This window comes from Psychrobacter pulmonis (genome assembly GCF_904846465.1).
Taxonomy (GTDB): Bacteria; Pseudomonadota; Gammaproteobacteria; order Pseudomonadales; family Moraxellaceae; genus Psychrobacter; species Psychrobacter faecalis.
In genome coordinates this window covers 375,140-397,143 of record NZ_CAJHAT010000003.1, presented here as the reverse complement: position 1 = coordinate 397,143, position 22,004 = coordinate 375,140, and the positions used below count along the sequence as shown (strand labels likewise).

General features: G+C 44.1%; 14 protein-coding genes and 1 tRNA gene. 2 read left to right on the top strand and 13 right to left on the bottom strand.

Going from position 1 to position 22,004, the window contains the following annotated elements:
* Positions 1-468 precede the first annotated feature (468 nt).
* The 6 genes from ppc to JMX70_RS07955 all read right to left on the bottom strand — a co-directional run bounded on the left by ppc (position 469) and on the right by JMX70_RS07955 (position 9,711).
* The gene (gene ppc, locus JMX70_RS07980; protein WP_201591040.1) at positions 469-3,249 is read right to left on the bottom strand and encodes a phosphoenolpyruvate carboxylase; all 2,781 of its coding nucleotides are present in this window, start codon (positions 3,247-3,249) and stop codon (positions 469-471) included.
* 90 nt (positions 3,250-3,339) lie between these two features.
* Positions 3,340-4,788, bottom strand: coding sequence for an alanine/glycine:cation symporter family protein (locus JMX70_RS07975; protein ID WP_201591038.1), 1,449 nt, complete (start codon positions 4,786-4,788; stop codon positions 3,340-3,342).
* 60 nt (positions 4,789-4,848) lie between these two features.
* Positions 4,849-6,333 (bottom strand): aldehyde dehydrogenase, encoded by a 1,485-nt coding sequence (locus JMX70_RS07970; RefSeq protein WP_201591036.1) that lies wholly within the window; start codon positions 6,331-6,333, stop codon positions 4,849-4,851.
* 53 nt (positions 6,334-6,386) lie between these two features.
* Positions 6,387-7,250 (bottom strand): 4-hydroxy-tetrahydrodipicolinate synthase, encoded by an 864-nt coding sequence (dapA, locus tag JMX70_RS07965; RefSeq protein ID WP_201591034.1) that lies wholly within the window; start codon positions 7,248-7,250, stop codon positions 6,387-6,389.
* A 96-nt stretch (positions 7,251-7,346) separates the two neighbouring features.
* Complete coding sequence (locus tag JMX70_RS07960) at positions 7,347-8,594, bottom strand: NAD(P)/FAD-dependent oxidoreductase (RefSeq protein ID WP_201591032.1); 1,248 nt, start codon at positions 8,592-8,594, stop codon at positions 7,347-7,349.
* 124 nt (positions 8,595-8,718) lie between these two features.
* Positions 8,719-9,711, bottom strand: coding sequence for a proline racemase family protein (locus JMX70_RS07955; RefSeq protein ID WP_201591030.1), 993 nt, complete (start codon positions 9,709-9,711; stop codon positions 8,719-8,721).
* A gap of 342 nt (positions 9,712-10,053) precedes the next feature.
* Between JMX70_RS07955 and JMX70_RS07950 the strand changes: the two genes are divergently transcribed.
* On the top strand, positions 10,054-10,857 hold the full coding sequence (locus JMX70_RS07950) for a helix-turn-helix domain-containing protein (protein WP_201591028.1): 804 nt from the start codon (positions 10,054-10,056) through the stop codon (positions 10,855-10,857).
* Between the two features lie 457 nt (positions 10,858-11,314).
* Here the strand turns inward: JMX70_RS07950 and JMX70_RS07940 are convergent.
* The 7 genes from JMX70_RS07940 to JMX70_RS07910 all read right to left on the bottom strand — a co-directional run bounded on the left by JMX70_RS07940 (position 11,315) and on the right by JMX70_RS07910 (position 20,555).
* Positions 11,315-11,391: transfer RNA gene (locus tag JMX70_RS07940), tRNA-Ile, on the bottom strand.
* A 97-nt stretch (positions 11,392-11,488) separates the two neighbouring features.
* Positions 11,489-12,301 carry a pteridine reductase gene (locus JMX70_RS07935; protein ID WP_201591025.1) on the bottom strand — a complete coding sequence of 271 codons (813 nt, stop codon included), beginning with the start codon at positions 12,299-12,301 and terminating at the stop codon, positions 11,489-11,491.
* Between the two features lie 58 nt (positions 12,302-12,359).
* The gene (locus JMX70_RS07930) at positions 12,360-13,547 is read right to left on the bottom strand and encodes a tRNA nucleotidyltransferase (protein WP_201591022.1); all 1,188 of its coding nucleotides are present in this window, start codon (positions 13,545-13,547) and stop codon (positions 12,360-12,362) included.
* A gap of 161 nt (positions 13,548-13,708) precedes the next feature.
* A complete protein-coding gene (locus JMX70_RS07925) occupies positions 13,709-16,030 on the bottom strand; it encodes an NADP-dependent malic enzyme (RefSeq protein WP_201591019.1) in 2,322 nt (773 codons plus the stop codon).
* Between the two features lie 340 nt (positions 16,031-16,370).
* Positions 16,371-17,837: a protein adenylyltransferase SelO gene (locus JMX70_RS07920; RefSeq protein ID WP_201591016.1), complete on the bottom strand. Its 1,467-nt coding sequence runs from the start codon at positions 17,835-17,837 to the stop codon at positions 16,371-16,373.
* Positions 17,838-18,126: 289 nt separating this feature from the next.
* Positions 18,127-19,524: an acyl-CoA desaturase gene (locus JMX70_RS07915; protein WP_227671204.1), complete on the bottom strand. Its 1,398-nt coding sequence runs from the start codon at positions 19,522-19,524 to the stop codon at positions 18,127-18,129.
* A gap of 302 nt (positions 19,525-19,826) precedes the next feature.
* Positions 19,827-20,555 carry a glycerophosphodiester phosphodiesterase gene (locus tag JMX70_RS07910; protein ID WP_201591013.1) on the bottom strand — a complete coding sequence of 243 codons (729 nt, stop codon included), beginning with the start codon at positions 20,553-20,555 and terminating at the stop codon, positions 19,827-19,829.
* Between the two features lie 369 nt (positions 20,556-20,924).
* On the opposite strand from JMX70_RS07910, the gene JMX70_RS07905 reads away from it, so the two are divergent.
* A complete protein-coding gene (locus JMX70_RS07905; protein ID WP_201591010.1) occupies positions 20,925-21,893 on the top strand; it encodes a hypothetical protein in 969 nt (322 codons plus the stop codon).
* The last annotated feature ends 111 nt before the right edge of the window (positions 21,894-22,004 follow it).

Below are 22,004 nucleotides of genomic sequence, written 5' to 3'. Positions count from 1 at the left end.
TCGATGGACATCTAAATGAACTAAAAATGGCTAAATTTTGCCAAACTTCATCAAATAGCTAGGTAATATCCCGATATTAACGGCGCTATTTTCCTTGTTTGACTGCAATTTATCTCATTTTTAAAATGAAGACACGCCCTAATATTGAATCTTTCTCCGCTATCGAGATTAACTTCAAAACTATCCCTTAATAAGAATAAATATCAGATCAAAAATCTTCTTTTTAGGTGGTGTTGACATTATTGGGGGTTTGACTATATATACTAATATATTCAACGAATTCTTTTATTTGCTATAACGTCTGTTATAAAAACAAAAGTTAGCCCCTTATACAGAGGTTTAACTACTATCATAGCTCAGATATCTAAATCAGTTGACCCTTACACCTTTTCAACCTTCTTAATTTAATTAAAGGAAGTCAATGTATTTAGGTCATAAGTTAGATATCTGAACGTAATTCTCTATTAATTAACCCGTATTGCGTAGACCCGCTGCCAACGCATTGATACTACGGATTAATGGATCTTCAACATCAAGGTCGCCATGGCTAACATCATCTATAGTCTCTTTTTGTCTAGCACGTTTTAACAACTCTATTTGGATGTAATTCATTGGATCTAAATAAGCATCTCGCCATTGCAGTGATGCGGCAAGGTTTTGCTGATGCGCCAATAACGATGTTTGGTTGAGCAAAGAATTTAAACCTGAGAAGGTTAGGTGATGCTCATCGATTACTGCTTTCATAATCTGTTCACGTAACCTCGCATTGTCACATAATTGGCTATAAGCCTGAGCAATGCTCATCTCAGCTTTGGTAAACGCCATTTCAATATTACTAATAAATACGTTAAAAAATGGCCAGCAATCAATCATCTCTCTCATTAAACCTTCGTCTTCTTTAACGCTATGAAGAGCACTACCTACGCCATACCAAGCTGGTAGGGTGAAGCGCGCTAAAGACCAACCAAATACCCAAGGAATTGCCCGCAAGGTTGTTTTACTTGGCAGGCCTTTGTTACGGTGCGCTGGGCGCGAGCCAATATTTAATAAAGAGATTTCCTGCACTGGCGTCACTTGTGAATAGAACTGATAAAACCCTTCGGTATGGTCAGTAAGCGTACGATAACTTTGTTCACCCGCATCGGCTAGACGCGCAAAGAGTGCTTCATAATTTGGTAGTTCAGGCGGTTGCACCACAAATCTTGTTGAGCAAGCTTTAAGCGTACCAGTGATGCCCATGGTAAGCTCAAACACAGCGGTATCGGTGTTGGCATATTTGGCATAAAGGACTTCACCTTGCTCAGTGACTTTAATTTCTCCATGCAGTGTCCCGGCAGGTTGTGCTGCGATGGCTTTGTGGGTTGAGCCACCGCCACGACTGACAGAACCGCCGCGACCATGGAACAATCGCGTTTTGATGCCATATTTAGCAGCGATATGGTTAATGTTTTGTTGCGCGCTATACAGCTGCCAGGCAGAGGTGATAATACCACCGTCTTTTGACGAATCTGAATAGCCTAACATGATTTCTTGGGTATTATCTGAGTGCGCAAGCAACCCTCGATATAGCGGATTGTCCAACACGGCAGGTAAAATCTTATCGATGTTTTTAAGGTCTTCGATGGTTTCAAACAAGGGCGCAACGGGTAAGTCAGCAGACAGCTGACCTGCACCATCAACCCTGCACAAGCCTGCAAAACGCATCAGTAGTAAGACTTCTAATAATTGACTGGCATTGTTGGTCATCGAAATCACATAACTACCAAACGTATCTTGCCCGACCAGCTTACGTAATGTCGCCACAGAGTTCATTAAAGCCAATTGTTCGCGGGTTTTATCAGTCAAGTTATCGGTATAGATGAGCGGTGTACCAGACTTTGCAAGTAAACGCGTCAACCACTCTTGGCGTTCTATTTCAGTGAGGGCATGATAGTCTGGTAAGTTTGAGGCACTGGCAAAAATATCGGCGATCACTTCACTATGATAAGACGACTCTTGGCGGATATCGAGCGCTGCTAGATGAAAGCCGCAAGTTTTGACCAGACGAATCGTATCGAGTAATAGCCCTTCGCCATGAGCCTTGTCATGAGTATTGACACTTTTTCGAATGATGCGTAAATCTTCTAACAACTCTTGCGGGTTGGCGTAAGCATCGTGTGCGGCGTCGAGGTCTGTACCTTTGCTTTGAATGTGGCGATTGGTCGCTTTTATTTTGGCAAGAATAATCGATAACAATCTGCGGTACGGCTCATTGTTGTAATCGTCAGGATTATAATAAAATACTTTTTGATCGAGAGTGGCGTACGCTTTTATACGAGCATAAACGTCTGGCGCAATATTAATAATCGTATCGCTATGAATAAGCTCACGGCGCAGTTTTTTTAGCAGTACTTGATAATGACGCAGTACGGTATCGGCATGCATCAATACCGCCATTTCTGTGGTGTCATGAGTGACAAAGGGATTACCATCTCTATCGCCACCTATCCAAGAGCCAAAGCTCATGAAAGCAGGTAACGGGTAGTCTGTTAGCTCTGGATAGATGTCAACAATGGCGTCTTTAATATTGCGATAAACCTTTGGAATGGCATTGAATAAACTGGCATTAAAATAATGCAGGCCATTATTTATCTCATCATAAACTAAAGGCTTACGCGTACGCACTTCATCCGATGACCATAATAAATCAATCGTTTGCGCCGTTTTTTCTTTTGCTTGCTCGTAGGCAAAGCTGTCTTCTGCAAGATTGTTTAAGGCGTCGCTATGAGTAAATAGACTCTGCAATAGATTCATGGTCGTACGGCGGCGCGCTTCAGTAGGATGCGCGGTAAAGACAGGTATAAATTTCAGCTGCTCAATCAGCTCTTGCATTTGGGCAGGTTCAATATTGCGTTCGCGACATTCAAGCAAGGTGCGGCGAAACGAGCCTTCCCAGCTTTGATCGGATTGCATACGCAAGGCATGACGCTGCTCGCGTAAGTAATTTTCCTCACTTAGATTTGCTAAAAAGAAATAGATAGAAAAGCTGCGGATGACGTTTTTTAAGGTTTGATTATCTAACGAGGCGATGAAGTCGATAAGTTGTCGCTGGTTCGCGTCGTTAGGCGCGCGTCGTTGTTGAATAAAACCTTTACGCAGGGTTTCAATCGTATTAAGTGTTTCTTCGCCAGTCTGGCGAGAAATCGCATCTCCTAGGAATGAGCCTAATAAGCTGATGCGTTCACGTAATACGTCGTTATTTATAGTCATCCTTAACCTTCTCGTTAAATTAGTGGGTGAAATAGTCCTGATAGGCTAATTTATATCGCAGTCTATTGTTTAAAACAATAGGTAAGACCATTATTTATGACCATGTTCATCACTGTAGCCTATCCAGAAGTCTGCATTATCCACGCCAGCCTTTCTGGGATCAAAGATAGGATTAACCCCTAACTTCATCTGCGCATCGTAGTCTTTGAGCACCTTTAATGCAGTTTTGCTTAGGAGTAAAATGGCGATAAAGTTTAGGTAACACATACTGCCAAAGCCAATGTCGCCTAGTGCCCACATCATACCGACAGATTGCACACTGCCTGAGAAGCAAACAATTAAAAAAATCAGTTTTAGTAAGTACTTAAGGATGGGGTAGCGCAATTTGTTATCCAAATAGACCAAAGTAGTTTCGGCAATATAGTAGTAGGCAATCAAACACGTGAATGCGAACAGGAAAATAGCAATAGCGACAAATCCACTACCGTATTGGCTAAAAACAGTAGATACCGCTGCTTGTGTAAATGCAGTGCCGGCCTCAATGCCAGGCATATTCTCGACCAGCGCCACCCCTTCTGGGGTAGTTACGTTATACATTCCGGTTGATAGAATCATCAAAGCGGTAGCGGTACAAACGAGTACGGTATCAATGTAGATAGAAAAGCTCTGTACCAATCCTTGCTTAGCAGGGTGAGAAACTTCTGCTGCGGCTGAGCTAAAAGTAGCTTCTCCAGCTCCCGCGACATTAGAGAATACAGCGCGACGTACGCCCCATGAGATAGCAGTACCGACCATGCCGCCGAATATAGCATCCATACCAAAAGCACTTTTGAAGATGAGCGCAAACATAGAGGGAATGTTGTGAGCATTAAAGGCCAACACAATGACCATCATAACAATGTAGCCAATGGCCATAACCGGAACCACTTTGCCAGCGAAACTAGCGATACGCTTGACGCCACCAAATATGATGATGCCTAGCAGTACGACAATTAGGATACCAGTCACGAATGGAGGGATATTAAATGCGGTACTAAAAGAATCAGCAATAGTATTTGCCTGAACCCCAGGCACTAGCACGCCATAAGAGAGACAGGTCACGACAGCAACGACGATAGCAAAAGGCTTTAGCTTGAGACCTTTTTCAATATAGAACGGTGAGCCACCTCGATATTGATCGTCTACCTTATGCTTATACACCTGTGCCAAAGTGGACTCAATAAAGGCACTGGCGCCGCCCAAAACTCCCATGACGATCATCCAAAATACTGCCCCAGGTCCACCGGCTGCTATAGCCGTTGCGACCCCTGCAATATTACCGACACCGATACGCCCGGATAAGGCCATGCAGAAAGCTTGGAACGAGCTAACCCCTGCTGATGAGGTTTGTTTATCGAATAGCAGCTTGATCATCTCTTTAAAATAGCGAATCTGCACAGCGCGGGTCATGATAGTAAAATAGATACCGACGCCTAACGCAAGATAGACCAGCGCGTCGCTCCAAATATACCCGACGATGGTATTAATGATGTTTTCCATAACTTTACTTCCTTGTAATGTTTTTGGCTACGCTGACATTAGTTCTTGGGACGTCCTTGCTTAATTTACCAACCAGATAGTTTTAGTTTGAGTGTATTGAGATAGTGCCTCAAGGCCATTGTCACGCCCGCCGAAGCCCGACTGTTTGTAGCCACCAAAAGGTGTCGTAATATCTCCTTCTGAAAAGCCATTAATCGAGACGGTACCTGCTTTTATAGCGGCTGCGACACGGAAAGCACGGTGGATGTTTTGAGTATAAAAAGACGCAGCTAGGCCATAGCTACTTTGATTAGCAAGCGTGATGGCTTCTTCTTCAGTCTCAAAGCTGGTGATAGCGAGAATTGGACCAAAGACTTCTTCCTTGAACAACGTCATGTCTGAGCTGACATTATCAAAAATAGTGGGCTCGATATACCAGCCACTGCCAACTTCCTCATGGATACGACCGCCTGCAACCAAAGTAGCGCCTTCAGCTTTAGCGGTATCAAGGTAGGAAACTACCTTGTCGAAATGCGCCCTTTCGATCATAGGGCCAATAGCGACTTCAGGGTCATAGGGAAGACCTACTTTCCATGACTTGAGACCTTCTTGTAGGAGGCTCAATAAAGCTTCCTTTTGGCTAGAGTGCACTATTAATCGTGAGCCACAGCTGCAGTTTTCGCTCATATTCCAAAAAGCCGCTGACAAAATATGCTCAACGGTTTGCTCATTGATGAGGGCATCCGCAAACACCACTTGTGGACTCTTACCACCACACTCTAAGACCACTTCTTTTAGGTTGCTTTGCGCAGAATATTGCAGAAATAATCGACCGACTTCGGTAGAGCCGGTGAAGGAAATCATATCGACATCCATGTGCTGCCCGAGTGCCGCGCCGACTTCTTCACCAAGGCCGCAAATCAGCTGTAAGGCCGCTTTTGGTACACCGGCTTCATACGCTAATTGCGTCAAGCGATAAGCTGATAGTGACGTTAGTTCGGCAGGCTTAACAATCACTGAATTTCCGGTTATTAGCGCTGGCGCGACCTTCCAAGCGTACATTTGTGCAGGGAAGTTCCAAGGTAATACTGCGCCAACTACTCCAATTGGTTCTTGTACGATAAGCCCTAGTGCATCAGATCCAGTAGGTGCGACCTTACCAAATACTTTATCAGCAGTTTCGGCGTACCATTCAAAGGTTTCGATCGTAGCGGGTAGATCGGTGTTGAGGCATTCTGTGATTGGCTTGCCCGCATCGACACAGTCTAATGCCGCAAGCTCATCAATGTTTTCATGCATTAACTTGCACCAGCGCTGCATTATAACTTTGCGCTCTGCAGGCGACATCCGACGCCAATCTCCAGTATCAAAAGCATTGCGAGCTGCAATCACCGCAAGGTCAACATCTTGACGATTGCCTTTAGCAATAGTACCGATAGGGTTATTGTCGATAGGGCTATAGTTAGGTAGTGTAGCCTCGGAAACTTGCTCAGAGGCTATAAGATGGCCTGCCCAAAGCTGTTGTTTTTTTGAGAGTTCGAATACTTGCGCCGTGGTCATACTCATTAGATTGTCCTTTTATATAAAGTAATATTCTCAATACGGAGGTGGTTGAACGACTATGACAATAGCGTCAAGAACGTTTGGGTATCTTCATCGGACATGGGAGTTAATGGTATACGTACGGGTCCGACATCGATGGTACCGTTAATGCATCCGGCTTTAGCTTTTTGATTATAGTTACCAGATTCCATAGAATGAATCGCAGGGTACATACCACTCATCAGCTCTTTAGCCCCATCCCAATCGCTTTGCTGTGTCGCTTTAAATAGGGCAACTTGCTCGCTAGGGAAAACGTTAGCTGCACCTGCAATCCAACTTTTTGCACCCCAAAAGAAGAAGTCAACCGGTTGATCATCACAACCACAAACTACTTCAAAATTGTCGAAATTTGCTTGTAGCATGCGCAGCGCGTGGCTGAAATCGCCACTACTTTCTTTAATACCTGCGATATTTGGGTGTTTTGCTAGATGAGCAACCGTTTCAAATTCAATATTCACACCTACGCGTGCGGGAAAGTTGTACATAATGATAGGCAGGTCTGTTGCATCAGCGACTTTTTCGAAATGAGCGATAATGCCATTTTGATCTGGAAGACTATAAGGATTGGCTGATAGCATTAAACCATCGTAGCCTAGCGCTTTTGCTTGATGTGCCAGCTCAATGGAATGATCAGTCGAAAGGCTGTTAATACCAGCGATTAAAGTGATTCTACCTTTAGCAGTATCAGCAATAGTACTCAGAACGAGCTCGCGCTCTTCAGGTGAAAAAGTATAGTATTCTCCAGTGGTACCACAGGCTACGATACCGGTGACGCCTTTTTCTATAAAGACATTGACTAGTTCGGTTAGAGTTTGCGTGTCAATGTCGCCATTGGCATCAAAAGGGGTAACGATAGGGACTAAAACGCCATGAATGTTCATATAAATATCCTTATTTAATGATAAAAGTCGTTAGTAGGCAGCATGCCAATAGCGACAGTGGAGATTCTATGAGTGATCATAGAAGTAAAATTTGAATTATTTAAAACGATTTAAACGATAAGAAGTAGGGTCTATAGCGGGAGTCTCGCCAAAATATAAAGCCGTGATCATCTCGGCACTGACGACGGCTTGTGTCAATCCCAGATGCTGGTGACCAAAATTTAAAAGGACGGAACCGCACTTGTCGATAATGGGCAACGAGTCGGCGGTCGAGGGTCTAAACCCCATCCACTGCGTGCTATTTTGACTATCAAGCGGGGTTTTTATCATTGCTTGTGCTTGCTTTAGCAGCATTTGCGCCCGGTTCATATTGGCTGGAGCCTCGAGCCCTGCATATTCTACTGTGCCCGCTAAGCGTAGCCCGGTTTCCATTGGTGTCATGATAAAGCGACGATCCATACTTGAAACGGGTAGGGTTAAGCGTGTGGCTTCGTTAGGCAGCATGAGATGATAACCACGTTCCGTATCGAGAGGAACTGAGATGCCCGTCAACTGTTTGGCTAAAACTTTAGAGTGCGCGCCTGCCGCTAGCATGACTTTTTTGGCATTAATTTGTCGGTTGGCCGTCGTTAAAGTGATGCTATCGGCCGTCACTTTCGCACCCAAAACACGGCAGTTCTCAAAGATTCGACCACCAAGCTCTTTGAATGTATCAGTTAATTTCTGAGCCATGGCTTCGAGGTTAGTGATGTGTCCGGTCTCTGGGAAAAGCAAAGCGCCCAACTGGTTATCTTTTAATTCAGGCTCAAGGTCTAAGAGAGCCGATTGAGAGAGTAGTTCGTTATTCACTCCAAGGTCATTGAGACGATGGCCATGTGCTTTCAATTCGTACAGGCTAGTGTTCTTTTCGACTGTTAATAAAGACCCTTGTACCTTAATCCAGGATGTTAATTGCCATTTATCGGCAAAATCCTGCCAGGCTTGTAGGCTTTGACTATTGAGAGCTAAGAGTGCTTGATGGCTCTGCGCAAAAGGTTCTGAGCGCATATTCAATAGCAGCTTAAAAGCCCATGGCATTAAGCGTGGTAGGTAGCGCCAGTCTATGCGTAGCGGTCCTTCAGGGTTTAATAACATGGCTGGTACATGCTGCAATATATTGGCATCAGCAATAGGAAAGACCTGCTCGGTGGCAATATGACCGGCATTGCCATAAGAGGCTCCGCGGGCGATTTTATAAGCTTCTAGGATAGCGACTTGCACTCCACGAGCTTGCAGACTAACGGCAGCGCATAAGCCAATGATACCGCCACCGATAATATGTAAATCAAACTCTTGATTGCCCATGCTGCTCTCACTTCCTTGTGATTATTAATATGATGCGTCTTGCTCGATCTAATACTGCTTTTAGTCCCTACTTAAAAATCTTGTAAATATCTCTTAGAAGAGGTTTGTAAAAGAATCTATACTGTTATAAAGATATACCCCATTTAAATGGGTCGCTATCTTGGACAATTAGAGAGCTCTCTGCGCAGATATGAGCATAACCACGAATTGTAGGGATGATAGTATTGTCAGGATAAGGGTGAGAAACGGACTGATTTTCGCTAAGCCTTTCAGCAGGTTGATAGCTGGCGCTAAATATACTACCGATAACGCTTTCTTGAACCCAAGTCTGCCCAGGAGCTAATAGGTTATCCGCTGCCAAACAAGCTAATTTGGCACTGGTACCGGTCCCACAAGGAGAACGGTCATAAGCGGCACCTGGGCATAAAACGAAGCTTTTGCTATTGGCGCTGGCGAGCTCACTCTGACCAAACAGCTCTATATGATCTATTTCGCCATTATTAGCGCCAGTAATGCCAGCTTCATGAAGTGCAGATTTGATTTGTAAGCTAAACTGGGTAAGCGATTGGACATTACTCGCTTTGATGGCTTGAGGATGCTCACTCACTAAAAAGAACCAATTGCCGCCCCAAGCGATATCTCCATGCACAGGGCCAATATTCGGGACTTGAACTGCGACTTGTTTTTGGTAGCGATAAGAAGGTACATTTTGGACACTACAACTGCCGTCTTCATGCAGAGTAGCTTTTACCAAACCAACAGTTGTCTCAAGGTAATGCTCGCCTGGAGTAATCTTTTTCTGATAAGCAAGTGAGGCAATTACACCGATAGTGCCATGACCACACATACCTAAATAGCCACAATTATTGAAGAAAATAACGCCAGCCTTGGCGCGAGGGTCAGTGGGCTCACACAGTAAAGCGCCAACAAGCACATCGTTGCCACGTGGTTCTAGAATGATGCTTTGGCGTAAATGATCAAAGTTTTGTTTAAAGTCGTGGAGTTTTTCTTGAATGGTATACCCATTAAGGTTTGGGAAGCCTTCGTACACCATACGAGTAGGCTCACCGCCAGTGTGCGAATCAATGATTTTAAAATTAAAAAGTATGGTAGACATAATTAACTTCCCGATTCATCCATGAATTAAGGTGTGTTCGTAGCACTTAATTATTAATAAATAGTGTATAGATATAGAATGCCCCGTTTCGTAAAAGGGGGCTTGTTGTTTTTCCATGAATAAATGCGCATTTCTGCATAGGTTATAGAGCGATATAACGGTATAAAGGTCATATGTTATTAACCTAACGTGCTAAATAGTTATTAGGCTCTAGGGAAGCTCAGGGTAAAATGATTTTAAAGTTTATTTTTCTAATGAAGTATTTATGTACAGAGCCTAAATAGTAATAAGGTTTCTTTAAAATGTTTTTAGGGTTTAGCAGGAGAGCCCAAGAGAGGCTATATGGAAAATGTGCAAATGCTATCGTTAAGAGAGCCGACAAATGGATTGTCAAAACAGCTACAGGCTTATCGACCAAAAAACTTGCAGGAGTTTGTTGGTAACGTATCATTATTAATACCTTTGCTCGATACTATGGCGAACACGGTATTTTTTGTGAAAGACAGCCAAGCATGTTATCAATTAGTAAGTAGGACACTGATTAAACGTAGTGGGTTCAAAGATAAAAAAGAACTTGTAGGGCTAACTTCAGAGCAAGTGTTTTCAGAGCCTCAAGGCAAAGATTACCTTAATCAGGATATGAAAGTGCTGAAAGAGGGCAGGGAGATTACTGATAGACTGGAGTTACATAGCTATGCTTCTGGACAGCTAGGGTGGTGTATCACGCAAAAGCTACCGGTATATAATACAGAACGGCGTATTGTAGCAATGGTGGGCATATCGGTCGATATCGATGAAGATAATGAGCGAATATTGCGTAAGCACGCTCGCTTGGCAAGTGTAGAGGAGTATGTACGAAACAACATTGATCAAAAGATTCATATTGTGCATTTAGCGACGCTGGCGAATCTTAGTCAATCACAACTAGAGCGTACTTTTAAGGCAGTACTTAATATGTCGCCGATTCAGTTTGTACAAAAACTTCGTTTAGAGCATGCGATTCGTCTTTTGGCAGACCATAAGCTCACAGTGACGCAAATCTCTTTAAATTGTGGTTATGGTGATCATAGTGCTTTTAGTCGGCAGTTTAAGCAATTTACTGGAATGTCACCTATTAAGTTTCGTAAGATGCATTTTGAAATATAGTGACCAAGGTTTTTCTTTCGTATCATATTATAGGGTTGTGTAGTAGTACCATTAAATTGGATAGCTACTAAGAAGTTATGCTAACTCAAAGAATGAACATAGTATGACCAGCAAACGCAATCAATATACCCGAGAATTCAAGCTTGAAGCTATTTGAGTTATGCTGAAGAAACCGTAGAGATAAACTTGGTAAACTAACGACCCGATGAAGAGTTTACCATGACGAAGAAAACCAGAACTTATAGCACAGAATTTAAAGCAGAAGCCGTTAAGAAGATAGTAGATAACAACGGTAATGTTTCAGCCACTACACATAGTGTTAGTAGTCATCATACTTTAATTGCTATAAGGTTCAAAGTCTCAAGATAGTATCAAAAAATTAATCACATCCATGCACTCACACAAATTTTAGACAATAAAAAACCCTTACAAGTCAATGACTGTAAGGGTTTGAATTTGGTGGGCCCAGTAGGACTTGAACCTACGACCAAAGGATTATGAGTCCTCTGCTCTAACCAACTGAGCTATGGGCCCTAACGTTAGACGCACAATGATACCCGATTTTTTTAAATTTTCAAGTAAAAGATGGCCTGTCAGACAGATATTATTCAAAAAGCCACTTTTTTCCTGGTCAAACACCACCGCCAGCCAATGTCAGGCTGCGACCACCATCGACAGTAATTATTTCACCCGTCACATAACGGGCGTGCGCCAAATAAAGCACACTATGGGCAATTTCCTCAGGTTTGCCTATCCGCTGCAGAGGAATGGAGTCGATGATGCTTTTTTGCTGCTGTGGGTCAAGTGCTTGGTCGCTATCTGCTTCTGGTAGGATATTGACGCCAGGAGCGATGCCATTGACGCGTACCTCTGGGGCCATATCAAGCGCGAAAGACTGTACCATCATGCGATGCGACGCCTTTGCCATATTGTAGACGGCATACTCTTTAAAAGGTTTATTATGCGCATGGATATCGAGTAGGCTAATGATACAGCCTTGCTGTGTCCGTAGATAAGGATATAACGCTTGGCTTAATAATAAGGGCGCTTTGGCGTTGGTTAAAAATAAATCATCCCATTGCTCTAGATCTATATCACCAAGTGGACTTGGATAAAAGCGAGAGGCGTTATGCACTAGGACATCGAGTTGCCCAAATGCTTGCATAATATTTTGAGTAAATTGCTGTAGCATCTCGCTATTATTAACAACCGTCAAATCTGCAAGGACGACGACCGCGCTATCAGGACGACTGTGATTCAGCGTATCGGCTAGGTCATTGGCTTCTTGCTCACTATGATGACAATGAATAATGACACGGTAGCCTTGCTCATGGGCGGCACGGACAATAGCCGCACCAATACGCTTAGCGCCACCGGTGACTACCATTACGGGCGCTGAGGTATTAGAATATTTTGATTGGCTTAAACTAAATTCATGGTTCATATTAAAGGTATTTTTGTTATTTAAATTGCTGGTTGAAAGTGCTTGTTTACAAGACAGGTTATGTTTGTAAATGCTCAATTCTACGTTGGCGTAATGCTTCGCCTATCGCTGGGCCTTTTAGATTCTGGTCAATATTATCCATGCTGATTGCATGAAAGCTATTTAAGGCGAGCATCATTTGGCGGTGCTGTATGGCCAGTTTTAAGACATGACTGGTGACCAAGAGCTGCGACAGTTTATCGGGCGCTTTATGAGCGCTACAAGCTTGAATAAGATCGATTTTCTCGGCGGCGCTCAGCTGGTCTATGCGGCTAAGATTTTTCGCTTGCTGCACAAATAAAGTGGCAAATTGAGTCTGTGCTTTTGGCACTTTGGCGCTGTTTCCGATCTCATTAATAGCTTTAGCCGCTGCCTCTATATTAACCGAAAGAGTTTCTGTAGAGTTTAAAGTAAATAAATCTGTGTTCAGACTGGCCATTAATAACGCCCAACGCTGCGATAAATTTAATTGCATTTGACCGGCGAAATACAATGCGGTTTGTACAATCTCTCGTATTTGATCGTATTGAGCATGGCTCCAAACTTGATGTAGCGGGGCAAAATACTCTGTTAGCGCCCCAATCTCAAAAAGCTGCTGCCAATATACTTGCGGCGACACTTGCATCATGGCACGGCTCGATTCTTGCCAAATGCGTTCACTACTTAAATCCGCAAGCTCGCCTGAGCTTACCAATTGGCGCATCAATAGCAAGGTTTCATCGGCGATACCAAAGCCCAAATCATAATAGCGTCCATAAAAGCGCGCGGTTCGCAGTACTCGTAATGGGTCTTCGCTAAAAGCGCTTGAGACATGGCGTAGGGTTTTATTCTCAATGTCATCCAATCCACCGTAGTAATCAACGACTTTACCAGTGATGGGCGTGTCATCGGTAAGACTCTTGACTTCGATTGCCATGGCATTGACAGTCAAATCACGACGTTGCAAGTCTTCACGCAAGGTGACATCAGGGCTGGCATGCACACTAAAGCCTTGATAGCCCAGACCTTGTTTGCGCTCCGTACGTGCTAGGGCATATTCTTCACGGCTAACAGGGTGCAAAAATACTGGAAAGTCTGCGCCCACTTGTTGGAAACCTGCCGCCAGCATATCTGCGACAGTCGCGCCGACGACGACAAAATCTTTGTCTTTGATAGGACGACCTAACAATTGGTCACGGACAGCGCCGCCGACGAGATACACTTGCATAATAGTCTCTTTTTTTATCCAGTATTTACTAAGTCATTTTGCCAAAAAAAACCAGTCAACACTCGCTTAGGAGTATTGACTGGTTTTAGTATAGCAGACGGTTTCTATAAATAACTAACAGAAGACCGTCTTAGCTATGTGTTTATACGCTATATAAACAACTACTTCTGCTCATTGATTAAATCTTGAGCTTCAGTGACCGCAAGCGCTGTCATATTCACCACACGGCGTGCCGTTGCTGATGGGGTTAGGATATGTACAGGCTTGTTAGCGCCTAGCAAGATAGGACCGATAGAGGCACTGCTGGTCGCTGTTTTTAGTAGGTTGAAAGCAATGTTTGCTGCATCAAGCGTTGGTAAGATAAGCAAGTTTGCTGAGCCTTTTAGATTGCTTGATGGCAAGTCATTGGCACGGATATGTTCATCAAGTGCCGCATCACCTTGCATTTCACCATCGAAGTCAAAGTCGACATTCATTTCTGTCAGCAGCTGATGTACTTTGCGCATTTTTACCGCGCTGGCACGGTCTGATGTACCGAAGTTTGAATGCGAAACCAACGCCACACGTGGCGTGATGCTAAAGCGACGTAACTGATCAGCTGCTAGTACCGTCATTTCAGCCAATTGCTCAGCCGTTGGGTCTTCATGGATATAAGTGTCGGCGATAAAGATGTTGCGATCTTGCATCAAGACAGCATTCATCGCATAAAAATCACTGACGCCTTCTTTTTTACCGATGACTCTGCTGACGTATTTTAGATGGAGCTGATAGTAGCTGAATGTGCCACAAATCATACCATCGGCATCGCCATTTTCAACCAGTAACGCACCGATTAAAGAGGTCTTACGACGAACATCACGGCGAGCAAGTTCAATGCTGACGCCATTACGTTTGTTTTTCTCGTAGTAGCCCTGCCAGTAGTCTTTATAGCGTGGATCATCATCTTGATTGATAATCGTGATGTTTTCACCATCTTTTAGGCGTAGTGCAAGTTTCTCGATGTTCTTTTCGATGACGGCAGGACGACCAACCAAGATTGGATATGCCAACTGCTCATCGACCACCACTTGTACCGCGAGCAAGACGTTGCTGTCTTCGCCTTCACAGTAAACAATACGTTTAGGGTCAGCTTTCGCGCGGGCAAAGATAGGCTTCATGACAAACGCTGAGTTATAAACAAACTCAGACAAGCGTTGACGGTAGGCTTTCATATCCGTGATAGGTAGCGTCGCAACCCCAGAATCCATCGCCGCTTTAGCAACAGCAGAAGCAATTTCGATGATTAAGTTCGGCTCCAAAGGTCCTGGAATCAAATATTCGCGTCCAAAGCTTGGCGTGCTCTCAACGTTTTTCACGTTGCTCATTGGCGTGGCTTCAACATGCGCCATGGCGGCGATTGCTTTTACGCAAGCAATTTTCATCTCTTCATTAACGGTCGTTGCGCCAACGTCTAACGCACCGCGGAAGATATAAGGGAAGCATAACGCGTTGTTTACTTGGTTGGGATAATCTGAGCGACCTGTTGCCATGATGACGTCTGGACGTACCGCATGGGCCAATTCTGGCATAATCTCAGGCGTTGGATTGGCAAGGGCAAAGACGATAGGGTCTTTTGCCATACGGCGCACCATGTCTTCAGTTAAGGTGCCAGGCATTGATAGGCCTAAGAACATATCGACATCATCCATCACTTCTTCGATGGTAGTGGCGGTAGTATTGCGCGCATAACGCTGCTTAGTCTCATCAAGGTTTTCACGGCTAGTGGTGATGATACCGCGTGAGTCTGATACCAAGATGTTGTTTTTATCAACACCAAGCGCACAAATGATATCCAAGCAAGATATAGCTGCCGCACCTGCGCCAGAGCAGACCACTTTAATCTCTTCGATTTTTTTGCCAGTGATAAGTAAAGCGTTTAGCATCGCTGCGGCAACAATAATTGAGGTACCGTGCTGGTCATCATGGAATACCGGAATGTTCATGCGCTCACGCAATTCGCGCTCGATTTTGAAACATTCTGGGGCTTTGATGTCTTCAAGGTTAATACCACCAAAAGTAGGCTCAAGCGAGGCGACGGCTTCGATGAACTTATCTGGATCATTTTGGGCAATTTCAATATCAAAAACGTCAATACCAGCAAATTTTTTGAATAAAACCCCTTTACCTTCCATGACAGGTTTAGAGGCCAATGGACCAATATTCCCTAAACCAAGCACCGCAGTACCGTTGGTTATCACGCCAACCAAGTTGCTACGAGCAGTATATTTAGCCGCTAACGCTGGATCTCTTTGAATCTCAAGACAAGGTATCGCAACCCCTGGAGAGTAAGCAAGTGCCAAATCACGTTGGTTGGCCAGTTGCTTGATAGGCGTAACTGAGATTTTACCGGGGCGCGGAAACTCATGGTAGTGTAAGGCAGATTGTTCAAACTGCTCTTTTTCCGTAGTAGGGGTGTCCGTATTCAAAGTGATATCGTCATTCATAATAATTGCCATGGTTGGAATAATTGGAATAAAGTAAATGGTGATAAAAACCAATGTCTATGCTTCATTATCATGACTATGATAATTAAGGCACATTTATACTAAAAAGGTCGTGCTCGGCGACTAGACATCAGCGTAAAAACAGCAATCTCACAGGAAGCGTTATTCTAGCACTATTGGTATTTCACTGCCTAGTCAAGTCATCTCAATTAGGTGAATAATATAATAAAATGATATTCGTTATTTCGCTGTTTGATAATGGCAAAAAACGCCCCTCAATATCAACCATAATTGCCTAATGTTTCAAAACATTACAGAATAGCAGCTTGTCCGTATTCTCTTACGAAGAACAGCTGATTGGCATTTGCGGCGCATGTGGCGCGGGCGGCATGGTATCAAGCTCAGTGGCGATGTCTTGGACGTTGTAAGGATTGGCAAGCAAGTCAAAGACTCGATTTAACTCATCAAATTGCCCTTGCTCCGCCGCCGTAATCGCCCGCTGTGCCACACTATTACGTAGTACATAAACCGGATTATTGCTATGCATTTGTTCAATAGAGGCTTCGCTAGATAACGGCTCTAGCGCTGCTAAATACCTTGTTGACCATTGTTGCCAAACGTGCTGTGCCTCATTATTAAACTCAGCAGTCATTTTTGCCAGCAATTCTTGCTCATACGGATATTCATTTGGCGCGACCAAACCCAATAGCGCGCGGAAACTGTTGCTATAGTCGAGCAAATTATTCTCTAACAAGGTTAACCACTCAAAAGCGAGAGCCAAACTTTCTTTACTATGCGGTAGCCCAAGCTTACGGCAGAGGCCTTGCTGATAATGCTGCATAGAGGTCGCTTCATACGGCGCTAGGCAATCAGCCAAGGTATCGCGTGTTACGCCGTCCAAGCGCATAAAATGCGGTAGCCAAATATTTAAGTTCCAATGACCGATAGCAGGTTGGTTTTGATAGGCATAACGTCCAGTATGATCAGAATGATTGTTAATCCAGGCAGGGTTAAAGCGTTCCATAAAACCAAACGGCCCAAAGTCTAAGGTACTGCCCGTAATCGATAGGTTGTCAGTATTCATCACCCCATGGGCAAAGCCAATCAATTGCCAATCGGCAATCATACGTGCGGTTCGCTCAACCACCGCTTGTAAAAATGCTAAGACAGGCGCTTCACTATCACGGCATTCTGGATAGTATATATCAATCATATAGTCGGTAAACTCGCCAAGTAAGTCGGGTGCAAAGCTTGCAATCCACTCAACATGACCGAGGCGAATATGGCTGTCAGCAACGCGCATCAATGCCGCGCCTGCTTCCATACGCTCACGGCGGACACGTGTATCAGACACCACAAAGCCCAAGGCATTAGACGAAGGGATGCCAAGCTGCGTCAGCGCATGACCGCATAAATACTCGCGAATGGTACTGCGTAATACCGCGCGCCCATCGCCCATGCGTGAGTAGGGGGTCAGACCAATGCCCTTTAAATGTAAATCTTGTAATTTATCATCATTATCGAGTACTTGCGCCATGAGTAAACCGCGCCCATCGCCCAATTGTCCGGCCCACTGTCCGAACTGGTGACCAGCATAGGCCATGGACAGCGGTCGAAACTCAGCTGGCACGTATTGACCCCCTAATATTTCAACCCAACGCGCCATCAGCTCATCGTCATCGAGCCAGCCTAATTGCTTGGCAACTTCGGTGTTAAAGTGACCAGCGCGCGGATTATCAAGCGGTGTCGGCTGCTGTTCATGATAAAGGCGAGTATCTAATGTGACGTAAGTATTTTGATAGCGCATAGGTGCGTTCCAATATAAAGGTATGTATTTTTAATATAAAAACTTAAGGTTAAAAGCGAGTAATGAAAGCGTGTAAAGAGAGTAATAAACTTACTATAGCATAGCCTTAATAATGCCGCGTTTCACTCTGTCCATCTCTTGTAATTGCTGTATAAACAGTGAGTGAGCAAAAATAATAAGTGCGTAAACGAGTAGCGCACAACTCATGGCCGAAAAAAGCCCCCTATCTTTACAGATAGAGGGCAGGAGAAACGTACAATAAAAACTAAGATAATAAATCTATAAACGCTTATGCCGCTTTTGGGCTTTGACCGATAGAGCGAAACGCCGTTTTTAGATTACTGTTATGCGCCAGTATCTTTTGCTCAACTTTGGCATAGTCGTGCTTTAGCATCTCTTCCACTTCATGCAGGCGATCAGCAAACTCGGTCTTTTTTAGCTCAATAGTTTTGGCTTTTAGCGCTTGCCATTCTTCGACCGTTTGCGTAAAGGCTTCGTATTCAAACTTGATACGATCTTGGAAACTCTTCATCGCATGCGGAATATCAAGTCCGTTTGCAGTAGCATTATCAATCTGCTGTTGAGCCTTTTTGAACTGCATTTGCACTTCAGCATGCTTAATGGTGGTGTCGTCAACCGTGCGTAATTCACTGGTTAGCCCAAGTTTAGATAAGCCCAAGATAAGCCATTTAGTTGGATCATATTGCCACCATTTCACGCCATTACGATAGTCGTATTGGAAGAAGTGATGATAGTTATGATAGCCTTCACCCCACGTAAAGATAGCAAGGAAAAAGTTATCGCGCGCACTATTGGTATCCGTATAAGGACGCGTACCAAACATGTGGCATAGCGAGTTAATAAAGAAGGTAAAGTGGTGGGTCAGTACCAAGCGCAGTAGACCTGCCAATACGAGCGTGCCCCACACGTCACCTATTAACCAACCAATTGCCGCAACCATCGCAACGTTGGTAGCCAGTACCCATAAACCATAGTATTTATGCTGAATCTGTAGCACTTTATCTTTGGTCAAATCAGGAATGTTTTTATAATCAAAGCGACCACTAGGATAATTGCGTAACATCCAACCGATATGACTGAACCAAAAACCCCGTCTTGCTGAATAAGGATCTTCCATGCGGTCATCAACATGACGATGATGCGTACGGTGGCCCGATACCCAGTCAAAAGCAGAGCCTTGAACCGCCAGGGTTGAGCCAAGTAATAGGAAGTTTTTTACCAAGGGATGGGCTTTGTAAGCGCGATGCGACAGTAGGCGGTGATAGCCTGCAGTGATACTAATACCGGTCCACACCATAAAGGCACCAAACACACCCCAAACTGGCGCACTAACTTGATGGGTCAACAGGTACCATGGCGTAATGACGGCAGCAGCAATAGGCGTCGCAATTAGAAAAATCGCTGGAACCAAGTTGATTGGCGACTTTTGAAATTCAAGCTCAAGCGGATCGATACCCTCATAGTTAGCGACTGCATTGGCATCTTTATAACCGCTCGTCGTCGCAAACTGCGTATCGGCAGCCTCATCAGTTTTGCTTTTGCCAGTATCAAGCCACGTCTTCACGCGCAGCGCCTGAGTACCAGCATACTGTATAAGCGAATCACCCGACTTCATGGCGAAACGCAAGCCCTTAAGTGGTAAGCCTATTACTTTTTTAGCAATCATGTAATATTCCTAATGATATTAATTTCAGCCTCCATATTACCCTAAAAGACCAGTAAAGTGAACAGTTATACACTAGAAAAATATTGCTAAATAACAATAACTTGTAGGAGTTATGGTAGTGATTAACCCAAATAATCCCTTACTTATCAGCAATTAAGTGAAAGTGTAAGTAAAAAGATAAATATGTGTGCGATAAAAATGTATAAATGACTATCGAGCCAATTAATTAGCTGGCTTTCTTAAGCCATTTTCAAGCAAGTTTTTTGAAATATGACAAAAAGATAGGTAAGAAGATCCCTTACTTAGCGCGTGAGAAAATAGGTTGGATAATCGGTGATGATGACGTCGACTTGCCACGTAATAAGCTGTTTAATCGTCTCGCTATCATTGACGGTCCACGCGCTGACTGGCAGGTGATAACGATGACAGTGCTTAATGACAGCTTGAGTCAGCAATGGATAGTGAATACCTAGCTGGACGCAGCCAAGTTGCAGGGCAGTTTGCGGTGCGCTTAGCAAAGTTTTAGGGGTGCGAATCAGTAAGCCACGCGGAATGTGTTGTAAGGTTTTATTGCGTTGCAACCGCGCGTGTAGTTCGACATCGAAGCTGGTCAGCGCTATAGGCAAGCTGGCAAGAGGACTATCGATTAAATCGTGCATTAATGCTCTAATTAATTTGCCGTAATCCGTGCGCTCATGTGTCTTGATTTCCAGCTCAATATAGCCAAAACCTTTTAGCACAGAGGCTATTTTGGCCAAAGGGGTAATCTGATGACCAGACTGTAAATAGCGTCCAATCTCGGCAAGACTCAACTGGTCGATGCAGGATTGCTGAGCGCATAGGCGTTGTAAATTATCATCATGAAAGACCAGCAAGTGACCATCGGCGCTTAATTGCACATCAAATTCAACGCCTATTAAACCCGCGCTTTGTAGGTTTTGCGCCAGTTTAAAGCCTGCTAAGGTGTTTTCTAATGCTTCACCGCGCGCCCCGCGATGGCCCAATAAAAGGGTATTTTTAAAATTTATCATTATTAATAGCTATCAAAAATTCTTATCGCTATCATATCGTCTGTGCAAAATGGGGTCTAATAAAATATTTATCTGAGAACAGAAGCATTACTTATATAGCGTACGTAGGAGCTGCAGCTACGATATAAAATATGTCTTTGTAGCTTTTTTGCAACCAAAGCAAGGTTTTATACACAATGTTGGACGTTATTTGTATATCAATAGGCTACACTGATGACCATTTAAATCAAACGCCGTATAATAACGTGGTTTTCAAAACTTGCATGACGATTGTTAACATTTAAATGTCATGATGCGCATGTAAGTTTTTGAATGTTAAAACACTGTCCGTCAGTGGCGGTACGAATCAGGAAATTGGAGCAAAAAAAGATGAGCGTAGCAAACAAGAGTTTGAGTAAGTGGTATAAGGTTGCTGGTATTGGTATCGCCTGTAGTTTGGTACTTACAGGCTGTAACCGCTCAGAAAAAGAAGAGACCACAGAAACTGCCGAGCTAACCGAAGAGACCGCTACTAATGAAAACGCGGCTGCTACAGCGGTAAGTTGTGATGATCCAATGGTACAAGATCGCCTCAAATCAGCCTTAAAAAATACGCTCAATCAACAAGCGCAAACCTTGGCAGCAAGTTACGCTAACGATGCTGAAATTGCTTTAAGTAGTGGCGTTGTCACTGGTAAAACCAATGGTATCGTCATCGATGTGCAAAACGCTGCGGTATTACAAGCCACAAATGATAATGGCATGACCACCTGTCAGGCGAGTGTCAGCATGACTTTGCCAAGTGAAGACTTATACCAAGCCAGCCAACTGCAAGCCACTAACAATCAGCCAAGCTTACAATCACGCCTAGCCAATGACAATATCCGTATCAATAACAACATGCTTGTTGACGATGCCTTTACCTATGTCGTTGGTACCCAAGGCGGTCAAGTACGTACGCGTATCGCTGGACAGCCAGCACTGCTGACCGTAGTATCAGAAGTAGTGGCAGGCTCAGCCTTTCAGACAGCACTAGAAGAGCAGCGTGCCGCGCAAGCAGCCGAACGCCGCCGTCAAACGGCACAAAACAATAGCGAAAACCAAACTCGTCAACCAAGACCGGTAACGCCAGCGGCCCCTGTGCGTCCAGCTGAGCCAGCTACGCCACCGACTGTCAATCAAAATAGCAGCAGTCAAAACAGTAGCCAGAACACGAGTAATCAGGATAATCAAAGCAATAACCAAGCTGCCCCAACGCCTAGTACTACAGCGCCTGCGACTCCAGCTGCACCTAAGTCAGTCCCTAAAGATGACAGTATCGATATGGTGATTATCGAAGATAAAGACGCGACTTATTAATAACCTCTCAGTTTATTAATAAAATGTCAGTAGGTGCTGTCTAAGCCTAGCGTTTGAAATTCAAAAGCCCGCAACTATCGTAAGTCGCGGGCTTTTTGCTTGAATGGATTT